General features: G+C 57.9%; 16 protein-coding genes and 1 riboswitch. Of the genes, 6 read left to right on the forward strand and 10 right to left on the reverse strand.

Annotated elements, in window-relative coordinates:
- The first annotated feature begins 222 nt into the window (after nucleotides 1–222).
- From GSQ93_RS34880 to GSQ93_RS34895, 4 genes are all read left to right on the forward strand, one after another.
- Nucleotides 223–1,278, forward strand: a complete 1,056-nt coding sequence (locus GSQ93_RS34880; RefSeq protein ID WP_158940480.1) for a HoxN/HupN/NixA family nickel/cobalt transporter — start codon at nucleotides 223–225, stop codon at nucleotides 1,276–1,278.
- A gap of 329 nt (nucleotides 1,279–1,607) precedes the next feature.
- On the forward strand, nucleotides 1,608–2,012 hold the full coding sequence (locus GSQ93_RS34885) for an FKBP-type peptidyl-prolyl cis-trans isomerase (protein ID WP_158940481.1): 405 nt from the start codon (nucleotides 1,608–1,610) through the stop codon (nucleotides 2,010–2,012).
- A 690-nt stretch (nucleotides 2,013–2,702) separates the two neighbouring features.
- Nucleotides 2,703–3,497, forward strand: a complete 795-nt coding sequence (locus tag GSQ93_RS34890) for an ABC transporter substrate-binding protein (RefSeq protein ID WP_158940482.1) — start codon at nucleotides 2,703–2,705, stop codon at nucleotides 3,495–3,497.
- Nucleotides 3,494–6,610, forward strand: coding sequence for an EAL domain-containing protein (locus tag GSQ93_RS34895; RefSeq protein ID WP_158940484.1), 3,117 nt, complete (start codon nucleotides 3,494–3,496; stop codon nucleotides 6,608–6,610). Before GSQ93_RS34890 ends, GSQ93_RS34895 begins: the two co-directional genes overlap by 4 nt.
- A gap of 37 nt (nucleotides 6,611–6,647) precedes the next feature.
- Here GSQ93_RS34895 and GSQ93_RS34900 read toward each other — a convergent pair whose 3' ends face one another.
- Nucleotides 6,648–7,499, reverse strand: coding sequence for a LysR substrate-binding domain-containing protein (locus tag GSQ93_RS34900; protein WP_158940486.1), 852 nt, complete (start codon nucleotides 7,497–7,499; stop codon nucleotides 6,648–6,650).
- A gap of 115 nt (nucleotides 7,500–7,614) precedes the next feature.
- Here GSQ93_RS34900 and GSQ93_RS34905 point away from each other — a divergent pair, with 115 nt between their 5' ends.
- Nucleotides 7,615–8,832, forward strand: coding sequence for an aminotransferase class I/II-fold pyridoxal phosphate-dependent enzyme (locus tag GSQ93_RS34905; RefSeq protein WP_158940488.1), 1,218 nt, complete (start codon nucleotides 7,615–7,617; stop codon nucleotides 8,830–8,832).
- A gap of 33 nt (nucleotides 8,833–8,865) precedes the next feature.
- On the opposite strand, the gene GSQ93_RS34910 is transcribed toward GSQ93_RS34905, so the two are convergent.
- Nucleotides 8,866–10,152 (reverse strand): nitrate/nitrite transporter, encoded by a 1,287-nt coding sequence (locus GSQ93_RS34910; RefSeq protein ID WP_158940490.1) that lies wholly within the window; start codon nucleotides 10,150–10,152, stop codon nucleotides 8,866–8,868.
- A gap of 110 nt (nucleotides 10,153–10,262) precedes the next feature.
- Between GSQ93_RS34910 and GSQ93_RS34915 the strand changes: the two genes are divergently transcribed.
- Nucleotides 10,263–11,147, forward strand: coding sequence for a LysR family transcriptional regulator (locus GSQ93_RS34915; RefSeq protein ID WP_158940492.1), 885 nt, complete (start codon nucleotides 10,263–10,265; stop codon nucleotides 11,145–11,147).
- A gap of 459 nt (nucleotides 11,148–11,606) precedes the next feature.
- Here GSQ93_RS34915 and GSQ93_RS34920 read toward each other — a convergent pair whose 3' ends face one another.
- From GSQ93_RS34920 to GSQ93_RS34950, 8 genes are all read right to left on the reverse strand, one after another.
- Nucleotides 11,607–12,824: a D-amino acid dehydrogenase gene (locus GSQ93_RS34920; RefSeq protein WP_158940494.1), complete on the reverse strand. Its 1,218-nt coding sequence runs from the start codon at nucleotides 12,822–12,824 to the stop codon at nucleotides 11,607–11,609.
- 144 nt (nucleotides 12,825–12,968) lie between these two features.
- Nucleotides 12,969–13,065: riboswitch (glycine riboswitch) on the reverse strand.
- 211 nt (nucleotides 13,066–13,276) lie between these two features.
- The gene (gene csgH / locus GSQ93_RS38805; protein WP_367889802.1) at nucleotides 13,277–13,615 is read right to left on the reverse strand and encodes a curli-like amyloid fiber formation chaperone CsgH; all 339 of its coding nucleotides are present in this window, start codon (nucleotides 13,613–13,615) and stop codon (nucleotides 13,277–13,279) included.
- 78 nt (nucleotides 13,616–13,693) lie between these two features.
- Nucleotides 13,694–14,383, reverse strand: a complete 690-nt coding sequence (locus GSQ93_RS34925) for a hypothetical protein (RefSeq protein WP_158940496.1) — start codon at nucleotides 14,381–14,383, stop codon at nucleotides 13,694–13,696.
- Between the two features lie 51 nt (nucleotides 14,384–14,434).
- A complete protein-coding gene (locus tag GSQ93_RS34930; RefSeq protein ID WP_158940498.1) occupies nucleotides 14,435–14,977 on the reverse strand; it encodes a curlin-associated protein in 543 nt (180 codons plus the stop codon).
- 46 nt (nucleotides 14,978–15,023) lie between these two features.
- On the reverse strand, nucleotides 15,024–15,944 hold the full coding sequence (locus GSQ93_RS34935; RefSeq protein WP_254074221.1) for a CsgG/HfaB family protein: 921 nt from the start codon (nucleotides 15,942–15,944) through the stop codon (nucleotides 15,024–15,026).
- Nucleotides 15,941–16,369, reverse strand: a complete 429-nt coding sequence (locus GSQ93_RS34940) for a curli assembly protein CsgF (RefSeq protein WP_158940500.1) — start codon at nucleotides 16,367–16,369, stop codon at nucleotides 15,941–15,943. The genes GSQ93_RS34935 and GSQ93_RS34940 overlap by 4 nt, the downstream gene beginning before the upstream one ends.
- Before the next feature lie 14 nt (nucleotides 16,370–16,383).
- The gene (locus tag GSQ93_RS34945) at nucleotides 16,384–17,070 is read right to left on the reverse strand and encodes a curli production assembly/transport protein CsgE (protein WP_158940502.1); all 687 of its coding nucleotides are present in this window, start codon (nucleotides 17,068–17,070) and stop codon (nucleotides 16,384–16,386) included.
- Between the two features lie 607 nt (nucleotides 17,071–17,677).
- Nucleotides 17,678–18,871, reverse strand: a complete 1,194-nt coding sequence (locus tag GSQ93_RS34950; protein WP_158940503.1) for a mechanosensitive ion channel family protein — start codon at nucleotides 18,869–18,871, stop codon at nucleotides 17,678–17,680.
- Nucleotides 18,872–19,082 lie beyond the last annotated feature (211 nt).

Below are 19,082 nucleotides of genomic sequence, written 5' to 3' on the forward strand. Positions count from 1 at the left end.
AGTTTAGGTATGATCGATGGCTAGTACCTATCGTCCGTGGGCTATTCGATATCGCGAAAGACACGACGTAAAAGCGCGCAAGGAGAGAAGCTGGTCAGAACCCGGCACGGTCGCTCCACTGCCTCCGGTTCGTAAGCACTCAGACTATCGGACCAAAAGTCAGGCCTCTCTTCTCGATTACTACCACTGCAAGCGGGACGCGTCTGCGCAAGAGACTCTCGGATGATTTCTCAACTCGTACAGATCTTCAACGACTCAGGCACGAAGGTGCGGGGCAAACTTTTCGGCATCTATGGGGTATTGATTGCCATCAATGTCCTCGCCTGGGTTTGGGCCCTGGTGGCGTTCCGTCACCATCCGGTACTGCTGGGAACCGCATTGCTGGCCTACGGATTCGGGCTGCGTCATGCGGTGGATGCCGACCACATTGCTGCTATCGACAATGTCACGCGCAAGCTCATGCAGGAGAAGAAACGCCCCGTTTCGGTCGGCTTCTTCTTTTCCCTTGGGCACTCAACGGTGGTCGTGCTCGCCTCTGTCGGCGTGGCGGTCGCAACGTCGGCCATGCAAGGCCGATTTGACCACTACAAGGAAATCGGCGGAGTGGTCGGCACGTTGGTGTCGGCGTTATTCCTGTTCGCGATTGCTTTGATGAACCTGGTTATCCTGAGGTCGATCTATAAAGCGTGGCGCAACGTCAGGAGTGGCGGTGCTTATGTCGATGACGATTTCGACCTGCTTCTAGCCGATCGCGGATTTCTCGCTCGCCTCTTTCGCCCGCTGTTTCGCATGATCACGCGAAGCTGGCAAATGTACCCGCTGGGTTTCCTGTTTGGTCTCGGATTCGATACGGCGACTGAAATTGGTTTGCTCGGCATAGCGGCAACTCAGGCGTCGCAAGGACTTTCTCCCTGGGCGATCATGGTGTTCCCGGTGCTGTTCAGTGCCGGCATGTCCCTGATAGACACGCTGGACGGCCACCTGATGCTCGGCGCTTACGGGTGGGCTTACCTGAAGCCGATCCGGAAAATCTACTACAACATGACCATCACGCTGGTGTCTGTCATCGTGGCCATTGTAATTGGCGGTATAGAAGCGCTTGGGCTGCTCGCAGATCAGTTGAAATTGCAAGGTCCGGTGTGGGATGCAATAGGGACCTTGAACGATAATTTCGGCACGTTGGGCTTTGTGATCATCGGCATTTTCGCCTTTAGCTGGATCGTGTCGGTCCTGGTCTATCGTGCAAAACGTTTCGACGAGCTGGAAGTCAACCGCTAGAGGCATGAGCTAGCCGCCCGCGATTCGGGCGGCCTCGCTCCTTACTTTCAATTCGAGCATGGCCCAGCCCCAGCGGGTATCGCACCTATCGATCGAACAGAAGCACTAACGCGATAGACCGCGTTGATCCAGGGCGCTCCTGTGCGGAAGGCGCGCTTGGCGCACTCAAGCGGCAAACAGTGAAGTCCACCCGAGCTTACCCGTAAAGAATCGCATCGAAGCGAGGTTCTGCCATGCCGTGGCCCGTCCGTGCTAAGGTATTTGGCTTTCGTTGACCTTGTACCCTTGTACTTTACTCACTCCCACTTTCGGGACGCTCTGGACGCTTTATGAAAAAAGTATCGCTGTTGCTCACTCTTGCTTTGATCGCTTCGTCATCCGCTTTTGCCGCTACGGGCGCGACTGAAACGCTTCCCTCCGGCGTCACCGTGACGCAGATCAAGGAAGGCACCGGGGCGCAGCCTACCGCCGCCGACACCGTGACCGTCAACTATCGCGGCACGCTCGCGAATGGCACCGAATTCGACTCCTCGTACAAGCGCGGACAACCGGCATCGTTCCCGCTTGGCCAGGTCGTCCCGTGCTGGACGCAAGGCCTTCAGAAGATGAAGGTTGGCGGAAAGGCCAAGCTCGTGTGCCCGCCCGCAACCGCATACGGCGATCGTGGCGTAGGCCCGATTCCGCCGAATAGCACGCTGACGTTTGAAGTCGAGTTGCTGAAAATCGGCAACTAAAGTCTATACAACGCGCACTCGCTCCCGCGCAATCATGCGTATTGCGCGTCCCGTGCTATTGCGTACCGATATCTTTCGCTATCGCAATAGCATGGCTGTATAACACCATCAAATTGATTTGCGGATGTAGCGAACGTTTAATTTCATCCCAATGGAAAACCCTGCTTGCCCACCCGTTTGCCGTTGAGACAGCCCGATGTTTAATCAGAGGATTGATGGGCGCGAAATAAAAATTATCGACGCCACCCGGACACACGAATCTGTCACTTGCACGAAGTAGGATACGCGTCGACGCGCAGACCGGCGGCAGCCCAAGGTCGCAAGGCGACCCTATAGCGTTGGAATCCAATACTGCATGTTGCTGGTCGAGTACTAAACGATCAAATACGCCACATACGCCACTGTTCGCAAACGATTTCCCTCAGTTGCAGTTTTAATTAGCGTCCGGTAACATTAATTCACGGGCGTTATCATTTTTTACTAAACCGCTTGCCTGTTGGGACTGCCTGAATAAACAATTTTCTGTCGCATTTTTCGAGCAGCAAATAGGGCACGTAAAAAGCTGTCTTGCAAAAAAGTCTCCCTGCATAACCCGTTGTCGAGAGGCGAAAATCACTAAACACGCTCTCGCGACCGGCGTTAATAAAAAGAGGGCTGTATTTTAGTCACTTCCACCACCATGGCGACGCTGTGATCCGACACACTCTGGGCGGCTTGCTACTGGTGATGTCATGTCTCGGCCGTGCGGTCGCGGCAGGTCCCGATTGCACACGACCCTTCACGCTTGCACTGCACGACCACGGCCTGCTTTATTCCGCCGATACCGACACTGGCATCGACCGGGATTTCGCCGACGAACTGATCCGCCGTAGCGGCTGCAAGATCAGTGTCAGCCTCATGTCGCGTGCGCGCATCTGGCAATTGATCGAGTCCGGTGCGCTTGATTTCAGCTTGTCCGGCATTGCCAACGCTGAGCGTGACCGCTTCGCTTCGTTCGCCTGGTACTTCAGCAACAAATACTATTTGCTGGTGCGCAAGGACGCGGGCATGCATCAGCTGGTCGATTTCGAGCGCAGCGACCAGTTTCAACTGGGCGTGATTCGGAGTTTCCGCTACAGCGACTCCGCCAACAAACTGGTCGACACACTCGCGGCTGAAAACCGCGTGAGCCAGGCGGGCGGTCTCGCACCGCTATACGAGGCGCTGATCCACCAGCGCATCCAGGGCATGATCATGGAGCCCTTCGATTACCCCGCGCTGGATGAAAAGAAGATCCGCGATGTCACCAGCATTATCGAGTTCAACGATCCCGCCATACCGCATGGCCTGATCATGTCGAAGAAGGCGTTGGCGCCCGCTGAGCAGGACAAGTGGCGCGCGCTGGTGAACCAGATGCGCGCGGACGGAACCGTGCTGCGTATTTTCGAGAAGTATTTCAAACCCGATCTGGCCAGATCCATGGTCGATTTCCAGGCTCCCCCGTGACCTGGGCTCGCCTGGTCTTGCTGCCCTTGCTGATCCTGTGCGCCGCGCTCGGCGTCACATGGATAGTCTGGGATCACGAACGGCAAGCTTCCCACAACGAATTACTCTCTCAGTTCAATTTCTCGCTGGGTGACGTGGTCAGCCGCGTCGAACAGCGCATGTCGACGTATGAACAGATGTTGCGCGGCGTGCAGGGCTTGTTTTCCGCCACAGGCCAGATGGACCGCGACAACTTCCGCGATTACGTTAGCGCGCTCAATCTCGACGCCAATTTTTCCGGCATCCAGACCATCGGGCTCATCGAGTGGATACCGGCAGCGAGCAGGGACGCGCATATCGCTGCAATGCGTCAGTTGGGTTTTGCCGACTACACCATCGAGCCGCAGGGCTTGCGCGAGAACTACGCGCCGATCATCCAGCGCGAACCCTCCGTGGCCAGCAGCCGCGCCCCACTCGGGCTGGATCCCTGGGCTGACCCTGTGCGGCGGGAGGCGATGGAGAAAGCGCGTGATTCCGGCATGGTGGCGGTCTCCGGGAAAGTCCGCCTGGCCGTGGACCTCGGGCCGGATGCGAAACCCGCTTTCATCATGTACTTGCCTATCTATGCGCGGGGCCAGCCGCACGACAACGTCACCGAACGCCGGGCGCATCTTGCCGGCTGGGTATACGCGTCGTTTCGCATGCACGATGTCATCGCCAGTCTTTACGGCGATACGCTGCCCGGCCTCGCCCTGGCCATCTACGACGGCGTCGAACCGTCCGCCGCGGCCTTGCTGTATCACTCCCCTGTCGCGGCCGACCAGCACCGGCCTGCGCTCATTTCGGCCAATGAGTACCTGGTTGTCGCGGGGCACAACTGGACGCTCTCGATGAGCACCCTGGACGACTTCAAAGGCCGCTTCGGCCGCAATGCCGAAGCGCTGATCGCCGTCGCCGGGACCGGGCTGAGCCTGCTCCTGGCGCTGCTCGCCTGGCTGATGGTCACTGGCCGCGGCCGCGCGATGCGGCTGGCTTCCACGATGACCCGTGAGTTGCGCGAGAGCGAGGAGAAGTTCCGCGCGATCGCGGATTGCACGGTCAACTGGGAAGTCTGGTGGGGACCGGACGGCAAACCACGCTGGATCAATCCATCGGTCGAGGAATACACCGGCTACACCGTCGCCGAATGTATGGCCATGACCGACTTCGCGGGCACGCTGATCCACCCGGAAGATTGGGCTCGCGTTGCCCCCGAATTCCTGAAGGGCCTCCAGGGCTTCCGTGGCGACGACCTCGAATTCCGCTGCGTTCGCAAGGACGGAACGCTCGTCTGGCTATCCGTTTCCTGGGTGCCGATAACGGATGCCAAAGGGGTTTTCACGGGCTTCCGCACCAGCGGCCGCGACATTACCGACCGCAAGCAAGTCGAGGCCGAACTGCGGATTGCGGCGGTCGCCTTCGATTCGCTCGAAGCCATGCTTGTCACCGATGCCAACAACACCATCCTGCGGGTCAATTCGGCGTTCACCGAGTGCACCGGTTACACCGCTGAGGAAGCCGTGGGCCAGACACCCCGGATGCTGCGCTCGCACCATCACGACGAGGCTTTTTTCAGCGAGATGTGGGAGACGATCCACCGCATGGGTGGCTGGCAGGGCGAGATCTGGGGGCGTCGCAAGAATGGCGAGGTCTATCCGAAATGGCTGACGATCTCGGCCGTGACGGGCGAGGGCGGTGTTGTCAGCCACTATGTAGGCACGCATCACGACATCACCGAACGCAAGATCGCGGAAGAGCGGATCAAGGAGCTGGCTTTCTTCGATGCCCTGACGCGTTTGCCCAACCGCACCTTGCTGCTGGATCGCCTGACGCAGGCCATTACTGTCAGCGCGAGAAGCGGTGCGTGCGGTGCGCTGCTGTTCATCGACCTGGATCACTTCAAGACGCTCAACGACACGCTGGGCCACGACAAGGGCGACTTGCTGCTGCAGCAAGTGGCGCAGCGTCTGGCGGCCAGCGTACGTGATGGCGATACCGTGGCGCGGGTAGGCGGCGACGAGTTCGTGGTGGTGCTCGGAAGTCTCCACGAAACCTGGCAGGAAGCGGCGAGCCAGACAGAAGGCATGGGCGAAATAATCCTGGATGTCCTCGGCAAGTCGTATCAGCTCGATGACGTCGATTACCGCAGTACGGCGAGCATTGGCGCCACGGTGTTCAGGGGCTATCAGACGTCCATCGACGAGTTGCTCAAGCAGGCCGACCTCGCCATGTACAAGTCGAAGGAACTGGGACGCAACGCGATGTGTTTCTTCGACCCGGCCATGCAGACCGTCGTAGTGGAACGGGCAACGCTTGAGGCGGGCTTGCGAAAGGCCATAGAGGGCAATCAGTTCCTGTTGCATTACCAGGCACAGGTGCTCGACGGCGACCGGATCGTGGGCGCCGAAGCGCTCGTGCGTTGGGCGCATCCACAGCGCGGGATTGTGCCGCCCGCCGATTTCATTCACCTCGCTGAAGAGACCGGGATGATCCTGGCGCTGGGCAATTGGGTGCTGGAAACCGCGTGTACGCAACTGGCGTTGTGGGCATTGCGGCCGGACATGTCCCACCTGACGATTGCAGTCAATGTCAGCGCGCAGCAGTTTCGCGAGCCCGATTTCGTGGCGAAGGTGTTGAACGTTATCCGCAGGACCGGCGCCAACCCGAACCGGCTCAAGCTGGAACTGACCGAGAGCGTGCTGGTGGACAACGTGCAGGACATCATCGAAAAGATGCATGCGCTCAAGGCTCGCGGCGTCGTGTTTTCGCTGGACGATTTCGGTATTGGCTATTCGTCGCTTTCGTACTTGAAGCGCTTGCCACTGGATCAGTTGAAGATCGATCAGTCATTCGTGCGCGACGTGCTCGTCGATCCGAATGACGCAGCGATTGCCAGGACTATTGTCGCGCTCGCGCAAAGCCTGGGCTTGGGCGTGATTGCCGAGGGCGTGGAGACTGAAGAACAACGCGACTTCCTCGCGGACGCCGGCTGTCATGCCTACCAGGGTTTCTATTTTTGCCGGCCATTGCCCATTGAAGGGTTTGAAGAGTTTGCGGGCAGAGGCCGAATGACGCCGAAAGCGATCCACGCATAGTAGTTCGGCCTGCTGACTTAGTTACTTCGCAGAAGGCTCAGGTTCGCAGGTCAGTGAGGATCTGTTCCGCCAGGAAATCACACGGCGGCCGGTTCGATCCCGCGCTGCGCGCAAGCACAATTTCCAGGTCCGGTAGAGCAGGCAAGCCGTCCGCGCTGCCGAGCTGGACGAACCGTTCCGGGATGCTGCATCGGGATAGCGGTGCAATCGCGAGCCCCGCTTCGACCATGCTGAAAAGACCCAGCAGGCTCGGACTTTCATAAGACGTCCGATAGCTGATCTTGGCCCGTTCGAGCGCGTGGATCGCCTTGGACCGCGCGACGCTACCCGGTGCAAACACGGCAATGGGCAGCGGGCGCTCCTTCCAGACTTCGTTGCCGACAGCGCAACCGGCCCAGACCATGGGTTCGAGCCGGATAAAGTCACCGCCCAACCCCTTCATTCGCGTCATGCAGGCGAGATCGATCTTGCCTTCCTTGATGAGCGGCGCCAGTGCGTTGCTCGGCATGCCGATGACCTGGATTTCGACCTTGGGGTAAGTCGCGGAAAATTTTCTTAACACAGAGGGCAGGAGAGACGATGCATAGTCGTCCGGTACGCCGATTGCCACCCGTCCCCTGACGTCCGGGCGAACAATCGACGCCCAGGCTTCATCACGCAGGGCAAGCAAACGCCGCGCGTAAGCGAGCAACACGTGGCCGTCCTGCGTCAGCGTGAGATTGCGCGGCTTGCGTGAGAACAGGGGCTTGCCTAACGACGCTTCAAGCGACTTGATCTGCATACTCACAGCAGATTGCGAACGATGCACGAGCGTGGCGCCGCGCAGGAAGCTGCCGGTGTCGGCAACGGCAACAAACATGGAGAGCGCGTCCAGATCGAAGGTTTTCATCGTATTTTAGGTATCAGAAAAGCTGAACGAAGTCTTCAATATAACTTGCTTTCCTGAATCCGGCAGGCCTTGCATACTGGCCCTTCCTCAACGCGAAAACGCCGGAAAAGAAACGATGTCGATGACCTACGATGACTTCAGGAAGCTCGGAATAAAAATCGATATGACCCGCGGAAAGCCTTCCGCGGAGCAACTCGACCTGTGCTCAGAGCCATTGACCCACGTTCTGAAAGCGGGCGATTTCATGTCGCGCGATGGGTTCGATTGCCGCAATTATGGTCACGCGCTGGGTTTGCCCGAGGCACGTGAATTCGGCGGCGATCTGCTTGGGGTGGCTGCGGAGCAGGTGGTGGCTGCGGGCAATTCCAGCCTTGAGTTGATGCATGACGCCATCGCATTTGCCATCCTGCACGGCGTGGCTGACGGCAAGCCATGGCGCAACGCGGGTGACATCGCGTTCCTTTGTCCCGTGCCAGGGTACGACCGCCACTTCGCGATCTGCGCAGCGCTGGGCGTGCGCATGATCCCGGTGCCGCTGACCGGCACTGGCCCCGATATGGATTTTGTCGAAGCGCAGGTCGCCGCCGATCCAGCCATCAAGGGCATCTGGTGCGTGCCCCTCTATGGCAATCCGACCGGCGAAATTTACTCAGCCGATACGATCCGCCGTCTCGCTTCGATGCCAACCGCCGCCCCCGACTTTCGCCTGTTCTGGGATGACGCGTACCGGTTCCATCACCTGACCGAGCAGAAGCACACCACGTTGAACATGATCGAGGCTTGCGCGGTGGCGGGGCATCCGGACCGGGCGCTGATGTTCGCGTCGTTGTCCAAGATCACTATTGCCGGGGCTGCGCTGGCGTTCGTTGCATCGTCGCGGCGTAATATCGATTGGTGGCAGCGGTGTTCGTCTATCAGGACCATTGGACCGGACAAACTCAATCAACTCCGGCATGTACGGTTTCTGCGGGACCGGCAGACTTTGGAGGGCTTGATGGAGCGACACCAGGCGCTGTTGCGACCCAAGTTCGACGCCATGACAACGACCTTTAGCGAGATCCTTTCTGATCTGCCGGGTGTGTCCTGGACCGTGCCGGAAGGGGGCTATTTCATCAGCCTCTATAGTCCCGATGGTCTCGCGAAACGTACGGTCGCGCTCGCCGCCGAAGCGGGTATTGCCATGACGCCGGCGGGCGCCGCGTTCCCTTATGGTATCGATCCACGAGATCGGCACTTGCGCGTCGCACCGACCTTTCCCGCACTCGACGAAGTGAAGCGGGCCGCCCAAGGTATTGCCCTGTCTTTGCGCCGTGCATTCGAAGAGCGGGGGTAATGCTTTGAATGTCTGCAGACGTGGTTCTTGCCATTACCGAAAATTGGCGAGACCGCTTCTGCAAACTGGCGGGGCACGCTGCGTATTTGGCACGAGAAACGCCAGTCCGACGAGGATGATCGACGCAGCCGATGCCAAGCCATACACCGGCTGAAACGAACCGAACAGCGTCTTGCACAATCCACCCAGCACGTTTCCCAACGCGCCGCCCACGCCAAACGCGGCCTCGCAGATTCCGCACACCATGGCTGCCAGGGCCGGTTCGCTTGTCTTGCCGACATACGCGTGCAGCAAGCCGAAGATCGGGAAGAACGAAAAGCCTAACGCGACCGCGGCGACCATCAACGCATAACCACCCGGACGTGACGCGGCGATCAGCGACGCGCATGACAGCATGACACCCGCACTGACCAGCGCGGGTCGCATGCCGTCTCGCTGCGTGTGCCCGTTTCGATCAGGAGTGCCGCGCATATCGCCGATCATGCCGAGCACCAATCCACTCACCACGCCGACCAGCCCCACAAGCGCCCACGCGTGTGCGGTTACATCGAGACCCAGATGCAGGTCGTCGTGCGAATAAGCGGAGAAGTAGGTGATGAACGGCACACCGGCAAACCCGCATAACAATGCGATGGCGTACACCAGCAGGAATTGTCGGGACAACATGCGCCGCAGTCCGAAACGCTTGGTTTGGCGCGGGGATGTGTCGCGTGACGGGGTGGCCGAACCGCCGCCAAGCCGCGCAAACACGAGGACGATCACGCCACTCAACACGGCGGTTAGCACTGCGCTTACGAGCCAGACAGAGCGCCAGCCCCACGATGCGAGCAGCGCGGGCACCATCAATCCGTTCAGCAGGACACCATAGTTCGTGCCGCTGCCAATCACGCCGATGGCTTTCGCCTGATGGCGTTCATCGATCAACGGGGCGATCAGCGCCATCATCGGCACCCAGGTCGCGGCGGCGCAGGCATTGAGCGTGACGATAGCCGCACCCATCATCCATGTGTTGTTGGCGAAAGCGAGTCCCGCGAGGTCCATGGCCGACAGCGCGGTTGCAACGAGCATGACCCTGGCTGCCCCAAAACGCGCGGCAGCGAGGCCCGATAACAGCGCCATCGCAACATTGGCCAGTTGCCGTGCAGCCGTGATGTACCCGGCCTGCGCATAGTTAAAGCCGATGTCCTGTTTCATCTGCGGCAGGACCACCGGAAAGAGATAAACGCCGAAGCCGTAGGTTGCAGCGATCACGGCGGTCAGCAGGAGCGTGACAGCCAGTTGATTTACTAAGCGAGGCGAAGCGTGAGGCGAAGCATCCATGGCAGGCTACCGGAAAAAGTCGTTAGATTTATTCTCGGCGTCCTTGCTTTATGATGGAAATGATTTAATTTACTATCATTGATTAAGCTTCATCATCATTGATCTCAACCATGAACCTCGATCTTGCCCTCCTGCGCGCGTTTGTTGCTGTCACGGAAGCCGGCGGTTTTACCAAAGCGGCGCGACGGTTGAACCTGACGCAATCCGCGATCAGTCACCAAATACGGCGGCTTGAAGAAGAAGTGGGCCGGCCGCTTTTATATCGCACCACGCGCAGTCTGACCCTGACTGAAGATGGCGAGGATTTCTTGCGTTACGCAATGCAAATCCTCAGCGCGATGGATGCGGTCACGCAGCGTTTTCAATCGTCTCCGGCTTCGGGTGTCGTACGGTTTGGCGCGCCGGATATTTTCATGGGAGAACGGCTCCCCGTTCTGCTCACGCAATTTTCCAGGGCATTTCCGAATGTGCGGCTGGATGTGAGCGTGGGCATGAGCCTCGATTCGCAGGCGATGGTCGCCGCGCACGAACTGGATCTGGCCGTGGTGCTATGCGTGCACGGAGAAACGGATCGGGACGCTGACGGTGTCGTGTTGCGGCGAACGCGGTTCGTCTGGGCGGCCGCTGAATCGTTCGACGCGCGCACGGGCGTGTCGCTGCCGTTCGCGTTTTTTCCGGCGCCGTGTGTGAATCGGCGAGTGGCGCTCGAAGCGCTCGATGGCCGGCCGGTGGACTGGCATGTTGCGTTTACATCGTCGAGTCAGTCGGGTATTCGCGCCGCCGTAATGGCCGGGCTCGCGATTACGCCGCTGACACGCGATGACCTGGAGCCGGGCATTGTAGTGGTCGATGGGCAGTATGGTTTGCCACCCCTGCCAGAAGCGGAATTCAGGCTGCTCTGGGGCAAGGGTGAGCCCACGCTGGCCGCGCAGGAGTTTGGCCGGCTAGTGCTTGATGCTCCGGTTGAGCGGCCGTTGCGAGCGACTGCGGCCTGATGAAGTTTCGCTCGCGCCGGTGGACCGGTTTGCTAGGTTCCAGAGTTAGCGGTCGGGGTGAATGCCGGGGTGGTGCTTTCGGCGTTAGTGGTCTGCTTGACTCGGATTTTCTCTTTATCACTGTTAGCCACTGTGCGTGGCGGCACGTCATTTCTTGGTCCTTAGCGACAAAGAAACGAAGCAAAGAAAGCGCTTTAACCGCTCTACCCTAAGTGTCCACAGCGTGCAGTTTTGATTCATTGGTGCCCCAAAAGCACGGTGCTCGCCAGAACCACCGATGTTTGAAACCCTCCTTCTCCGTACACAGGTTCTGACACGCTTCGCCACCAGTGATTGAACCCGCCCATGGTTCACCCCGCGCTATCCGCGTGAACCACCCACCGAATTTGTACGCACCACGAACCACGCGGCCAACCCGCCGGAATCTCAGCCGCGCCGACCGGCGCGACAAACCGATGCCTACATGCGCTCGGCAATGCTGTGTGCGGTGGCGGCCGATAGCGTCCATCCCAGGTGCCCGTGTCCCGTGTTGTAGAACACACCGCGACGCTTGCCGCTTCCGACCTTCGGCAACATGCTTGGCAGCATCGGCCGCAAGCCCGCCCACGGGATCACACGCGATGTCGCCACGCCCGGGAAATAGCGGCGCGTCCAGTCTACGAGTGGCGCGATCCGGTCCGAGCGGATATCGCGATTAAAGCCATTGATCTCAGCCGTACCCGCTACGCGAAAACGGTCGGCGCCAAGCCGGCTTGTGACGATCTTCGCGCTCTCGTCGAGCAGGCTGACCCACGGCGCACCCTCGCGACTTGCGGCGTCATCCAGGCACACGGTGATCGAATACCCCTTCACCGGATAGATATTCACGTGGTCGCCGAGCATCGATGCAATCTCACGGCTTGCCACGCCCGCGCACACCACGATGCGATCGAAACCATGTTGTTGCTCGTCACCTTCGCTGCCGCCGTGCAGCACACGCATGGCGAACGGGCCGTCGCCACGCTGCTCGATGCCCGTGATCTGCGTGTCGTAATGAAAGCGTACGCCGCGCCGCTCGCAAGCTTCGGCCAGACCACGCGTGAACTTGTGGATGTCGCCGGTCGAGTCGGACGGCGTGAAAAATCCACCGTGGAAATCGCCTTGCAACGTGGGCTCGATCACGCGCATTTCATCACTGGTGACCGCGCGCCGGTCAAGGCCGCCCGATTGCAAAAGCAGATTCACTCTCGCGGCGGTATCGAAGTCCTTTTTCTGCTGGTACATATGCAGGATGCCGCGCTGCTCGAGGTCGAAGTCGATCCCCTCGCGCTCCGCAATCCCGAACAAATGCTCGCGCGCAGCGATGGCAAGGCGCACTGTCTCAACGGTATTGGCCCGGTAGTTTGGAATCTGGCGCAGGAATTCGCCCATCCACGAATACTTGTGCCAACTGGGCGCGGGGTTCAGCAGCAGCGGCGCGTCGCGCGTGAACATCCAGCGCAGGCCCTTGAGCACGGTGGCCATGCTGTTCCAGACCTCGGCGTTGCTGGCGGAAAGCTGGCCACCGTTGGCGAACGACGTTTCCATCGCTGCATAACGATGACGCTCGAAAACGGTGACGTCGTGGCCGCGTTCGGCGAGGGCGTAAGCGGTCGTGACGCCGGTAATACCGGCGCCAATGATGGCGATTCGTGACATGACAAGGTCCAGATGAGGTTGGGCAAATCGCCGGAATTCCAGCGTCTATGCCCCATCTGTCCGTTTACCTGAGAGTTTCAGTCGTGGCGTTGCTCGCACGACATCCCCGTCGGTGGGCGCGTTAAAGCGCCGCTCTCCAGATGTTCCTGCTGCGCGGTCCTTGGGCCTGAGAGTTTCCGGGGCGGTTGCTCCGTCGGCGCCGTCACCGTGTTGCCGTGACAGTCTCTCCCGCGCTAGCGATTAGAACCCCGCCAAGATACCGTCTAAAAATAAGATAGGCAAGGGGTTCGTTTGTGCCGCCGATGTGTGAAATTCTGCCCCTGCTTGCGAATCCTGACATGAACCCGCTTCGCCGCCGGTGCTGTCGGGCAAGCACCAGACGTTAAACAACCCATGAGCGCACCCGTTCTGGCTGATTCAAACCAACCAACATGACGACGTTCGCTGCGACGTTATCGCGACAGAGCACCCGAAGCGCTGCAATCAAATTCTTTTGTGGTCAATTCCGTACTACCTCTGCTCAAGGATACGGACAACGAGCATCGGGATGATGAGTCTTTCCTCGTTTCTTGTCTCGTTGTTAGCGAAGATAGCCGATGCGGCTCACCCGCCAGAATTCGCAGGTCGCCACCTTGCGCAACATCGGACCTTCCCGCCGGACTCAACGTGAAAAGTCTGACGTCATAGTGCAACTCGATGTCTTTGGCTGAGCTCACGTAGGGTATCAAGGTGGTCATGCCTTGATGGTTCGACGTCTCAAGCCACACGTTCAACTCCATCGCTGGCAACATCTCGCGCTCCTCTGTTCCTTCGTGCCTTCGCTCAGCAGGCAGGGAGCCTGCTGAGCGTCTCAAGCAACGTGTGGATTATTAGTGCTGCGTGATGCTTGCGTAGTGGCTGCTACCCGTTTGACTGACAGTTGCCCGGTCAAACGCACCGTTTTGAGACGTGTACGCATTGTTCGATGTGCCAAGCTGGCCGATCGAAGCCGTTTCGTTGCTGCCTGTCTGATGCGTATTGGCGTAGTTGCCGACGCCATACTGGTTCACGGATGAAGAGGAGTTGTAAGCCGCTTCCTGAACGAGGTCGGCGTTGTTATTGGCGCCGTACTGACCAACGGTCGCGGCATTTCCTCGGCCGTTGCTTTGCGTGACATCTGCGTTGTTCGAGATGCCGTTTTGCGAGACTTTGGTCTGATCATATGATTCGTTATACTGAGTTACGCTTGCATGGTTCGTTGTTCCGGCCTGACCGACGTTGGTGGTGTTGCCCCCGCCATAGGTCGTCTGCACGCTCGCTGTGTTCCGAACGCCATCCTGATTGATTCCTGCAGTATTGCTCGTGGTCGATTCCTGAGATATCGTTGCCCGGTTCGCGAAGTTATCCTGGTTGATGGTCGCTCGGTCGTAGCTTGAATTGCCTTGGTCGATGGTGGCCGACTGTACCGTGCCCGTCTGATTCACCGTGGCTGTTTCCTGATAAGAAGCAGCCGATGCCGAGAGGGTAAAACCAAGCGCGATTGCCGCGCTCACAACGAACGAGATGTGCTTGAGTTTCATTGATGTTTCTCCAAGGAATAGGCAGGTGGGTGTAACGTCGTCGTCAGTTGCCTAATGCTGAACGACGATTGCAGACCCGCCATTGCCTGTCTGAAGAACGGCAATGGCGTTGTGTGAGCCGCTTTGTGCAACCAGAGCGGTATTTCCGGTTCCCCGTTGCTGGATGGCAGCGGTGTTCGCTGACCCGTCCTGAACGATCGAACCACGGTTCGTTTGACCAGCTTGAATGACGGAAGCGTTGTTGCCATTTCCGTGTTGTGCGAACGTCGCTCCGTTCGCCAAACCGGTCTGCGTGAGACGCGCGGCGTTCTGCGTCCCGGCTTGCAGAATCGAAGCCATATTGGTGCCACCGGCCTGTAACACAAGCGCCGTATTGCGGCTCCCGGTCTGGTCAATGACGCCTGACTGCGACGATCCAGTTTGCGTAATGTGCGCCACGTTGCCACCCGCGGCGAAGGCGGGTTCGTCCGGACCGAGATCGAACGGCGGTGCAGGCTCGGCGAAACACGCTCCGCCGAGGCAGCTCAATGTCAGCGCTGCGCTACACAGCAGCGCGCACATTGTCCTGACAACAATGCGATTCGGATTGGACATGAGAATCTCTCTTTTCATTTCAAGAATTGACGATCAATTAGTCATGCTAATGTAGTGGGGCGACCGAAATAGCAGGCGGCGAGGCACTCGCTTCAGCCTGTTTGAATATCTCATTGCTTTGTACGGCGTATTTCTGGATAAGCGGGTTATGCCAATCGTCGGCGGTCTTGAGATCCCACGTGTGCGTGCCAATACCCTGAACAATCAAGTGCATGACGGCCGCCTCGATCGCCTCACGCACGCATAACTGCTGCGGCTCGTTAAACGTTAGTCCAGCCTCGATCTGCAACAGGTTTTGATAACCGACAAACTTGTAGACGCCCGCGGTCAACTCGTAGGAGTAGATAGTCTTGGTGGTCGAGACGCTGTTCAATACCTGGCCATTGCGGATATCCACAGCGCGCAGTTCGATAGTGACCTGATCGACGCGATACTGAGTTGCCGCGCCGATACCCAGATAATTCACGCCCAGGCCACCCGTCCTGAGGTTGGTGTCGTAGCCCACCACGCCACCTTCAATGATCACGCTGGCAGGCGTAAGCGCTCCGATGGCCGCGATCGGATGGCCCTTATCGTTTGGCGTCTCCAGGGCGCGCACGATTTTTCTCTCCGTCAGGACATCCTGAAGGTTCTCGCGTTCGACGGGGATGAACCATGCGGACGTACGAAGGGCATCGATCAGCATGGACGCCGCCCCCTGTGTTACCTGAGACGAAAACGAGCTGTCCGGCGAGGCTTTGTATTGACCGGTCTGGTCGCGAAAGCCGTAGACCGCCACCACCATCTTTCCCTTGGCCGGCGGTAAGTTGGCGAGGTCCCGGGTGAATTGCGTGGCGGAAGTCAATTGGGCGTTGTCGAAGACGGGTACCGGGCTTGCGCATCCTGTTATCAGGGCGGCAAGCAAAACCGTGCTGACCAGACGCGCTCTTGAGCCGTTGATCCGTGCATACCGCAGCATTGGGATCATTGGCCCACCGCGAATGTCGTTGTTTGGCCATTGGTTGTATCGGTGGTTGTTACTTGAAGTTGGCCGTTACCCAGGCTTGTGACACTCACCGTAAACTGTCCGGTCGTAATTGTTCCGGGCTGTAACGCGCCATTGGGCCCGACAATGGATGATGTAACGGACGACGCAAGCCGGGAAAGAATGGCTTGTTCCAACTGCGTGTTGAATTGATCGAGCGGCGTCTGTGCAGCAAGCGACCCGGCTGCTGAAGCGGAAGGCGCCTGGTGATTGTTGACTGCCGTCGCCGTTCCAAGCAGATAAGCTCCATTATCAGGGGAGCCGCCGAACGTGGGATTAACTGGCTGGTATATGAGACTGCCCGCGTTGACAATCTGCGTTGAGATAGCGAGTGCTGCCACAATTGCGGTTTTCGGTCTTAAAGTCATTATTGATTCCCCAACTACATTTCGTCGGACGCGAGGTCCTGATCTTTAAAAAGCAGCCGCTCGAGGTCAGCTTGCACAAGATTGTCGTAAGTCGTTTTTGCCGCCCGTTCTGCTATTGGTTTAACGTCCGTGCGCGTAGGTGGAAGGAACGTCTGGAATAAATGCCGGTGCTCGAATTCAACCCAAACCAGACTTCCCCAGCGTGCCGAAGGACGTTCATAGATTGAAACGTTGTAGCGTTCAGAAAGCGGGACGTCACGCCAGGCGGATACGAATGAGTTGTAGAAATCCTGGCCGGCCAGTGTAATGACTTCGTTGGTCACAATGCCGCGCACCGCGTCATCCAGCGGCCGTCGGTCGACAAGTGATGGCGGGTTGTCGCCGCGTGCAGGCATATTGCTGCCATTTCCCTGTGGCGTCGACGAGGCGGATAGCGGACTCTTCGCGTCGAGATCACGGGCTGAAGGATTGTCCGCTTTCGTGGCCACGGCATTGGAAAGAGCGGAGGCGGCGGGCGTAATTGACTGGCCATAAGCGGGAATAAATATAATTCCAGTAATCACGAAGGTTAATGCTTCTATAAACGTTGAAATTAATCTCGAATAAGATAGGCCGAATTCGCCACAACATGCAGCGGGTATTTTTATATTAATCAGACGTATCGATTGTATAATCTGTCTGATTTCGCGAAATGGTTTCATAACTCTGCGATAAATTCATTAAATCGTACGTCGAGTAATTTCAGCGTTGTCAATCATCTGACAAAAATCGTAGTGCAATATCCTCGACGAACGTTCAATAACGTTTCGTCGTTGAAAATATCGGAATGCTGTACGAATGGGTCGAAATGACTGAGCAGGAGTGAAAGGATCAATACGGACAATATTAATATTAAAGCGAGACCCGCGCGAGGATTTTATAGCGTCCGACCAGTAAATTTTTCAAAACTGGTTGAGTTGGTGATAACTAGATAAAAAATGAAATGCCCTTCCTCGCGTGGTTCATTGCGCGACAAAAACGTGGCAATCGAACAATGCTGAGTGCAATCGTTGCACCTCCATACATTAGGCTCAGCCCCGTCGCGGGATCAGCTTCCGGTTTGTCCACCTTTCATTTAATACAATTATTTCTTTTTGCTTTCATTTCCATATAAAATGCGCTTTTCTTTACCGATTTGGAGGCCGCATGACCCCGTTTGCGAAAGCAGTAGCCACGCTGGCCGCCTGCATTGGCGCTTTCACTGTTGTCGTTTGCATTGTCGAGGGGTTGGCCGGATAACGCGGGCGCAACCAGGCTTACCCGGCACCGCTAGCGCATCTGCCAGACGCGCAAGTTGAATAGCGGCAAGATGCCATAGACGTGGTCGAACATATCCGATTGAATTTGTTCGTACGATTCCCAGTTCGTCTCGTTCACGAACAGGAACACCTCCAGCGGCAGGCCTTGGTTGGTGGACTGCAGCTGGCGAACTACCAGCGACATGTCTTTTCGGATCGCTGGGTAGTGTCGAAAGTACTCCATCAGATACCGGCGAAACATGCCGAGATTGGTCAGGCGGTGCCCGTCTTCTGGCACGGTGAACGGCACCCTGAAGGCTACGCTCGCCGTCAGGTTGGCGAGCAGTTCATCGTCGCAAAACCGGATGCTCTCCATGTCCAGATGAATTGCATGCTTGACGCGCCGTCCGCCCGATTCCTCCATGCCGCGCCAATTCTTGACGCTGTTGGTCAGCAATACATAGCTCGGCAACATGACGATGGAATTATCGAAATTGCGCACCTTGATGGTATTCAGCGCGATATCGATCACCGTGCCATCCGCCACGAATCCAGGCACCTCGATCCAGTCGCCTACGCGCAGCATGTCATAGGCGGCCAGTTGAATGCTGGCGACAAAACCTAGTAACGAGTCGCGGAAGATGATGATCAGCAACGCGGTCAGCGCGCTCACACCCGTGAGGAAATTGGCGGGCGATCTGTGCAATAAAAATGACACGACAGCAATCAGCGCAAGCACGTACAGGACGATGGTGGCTATCTGAAGAAAGCTCTTTATCGGTCTTTGGTTAGCGAAAGGAAAATGACTATACCGATCCTCGATGCTGCCCAAAAACGCGAATGCGGCACGCAGGACCGTCGCCACCATGAAGCAGGCGGATAGCGTTTCCACCGGACGACCCAGCGCGGAAATGACCGGAAACGAGACACCGGATAGCAGGGGAGCCGAGAAATAGATAATGGCCGCAGGCACGAGTGGCGCCAGTCGATGAAACACCTTGCGGCGCTCGGCGGCGCGCAACCACTTGCGGCGCTCGCCACGGGCGAGGTGGCCAACGATCTTCAGCAAGATAAAGCGGGTGACGTAGTAGCAAAGCGCGCTGGACAACGCGATCGCCAGGAACAGCGCAATGACGAGAATGATCGCCACGGGCATGCTGTCGGTGTGGACATAGAAATGACGCCCGTCTGGTCCATTCACTACGCGGAACATGTTATCGAACATAGATCCTCTCAGTGCCGACCAGCCTGGTTTTCTGAAGATGATCCAGGCCCGCGCAATACCGGTCATTCCCCGTTCTGGCTATGCAGTCTCGCTAGACGTTGCTGCAGTGCGATTCAAACAGCCTGTCAACGGCATTGTAACGGCCTCCTGATCTTTACGGCGAGGCCATCTCGCTTCGAGTCCTAAGCCGCACCGCTTAAGTTTTACTTAT

The sequence above is a fragment of the Burkholderia sp. S171 genome, assembly GCF_009766085.1.
Lineage (GTDB): Bacteria > Pseudomonadota > Gammaproteobacteria > Burkholderiales > Burkholderiaceae > Caballeronia.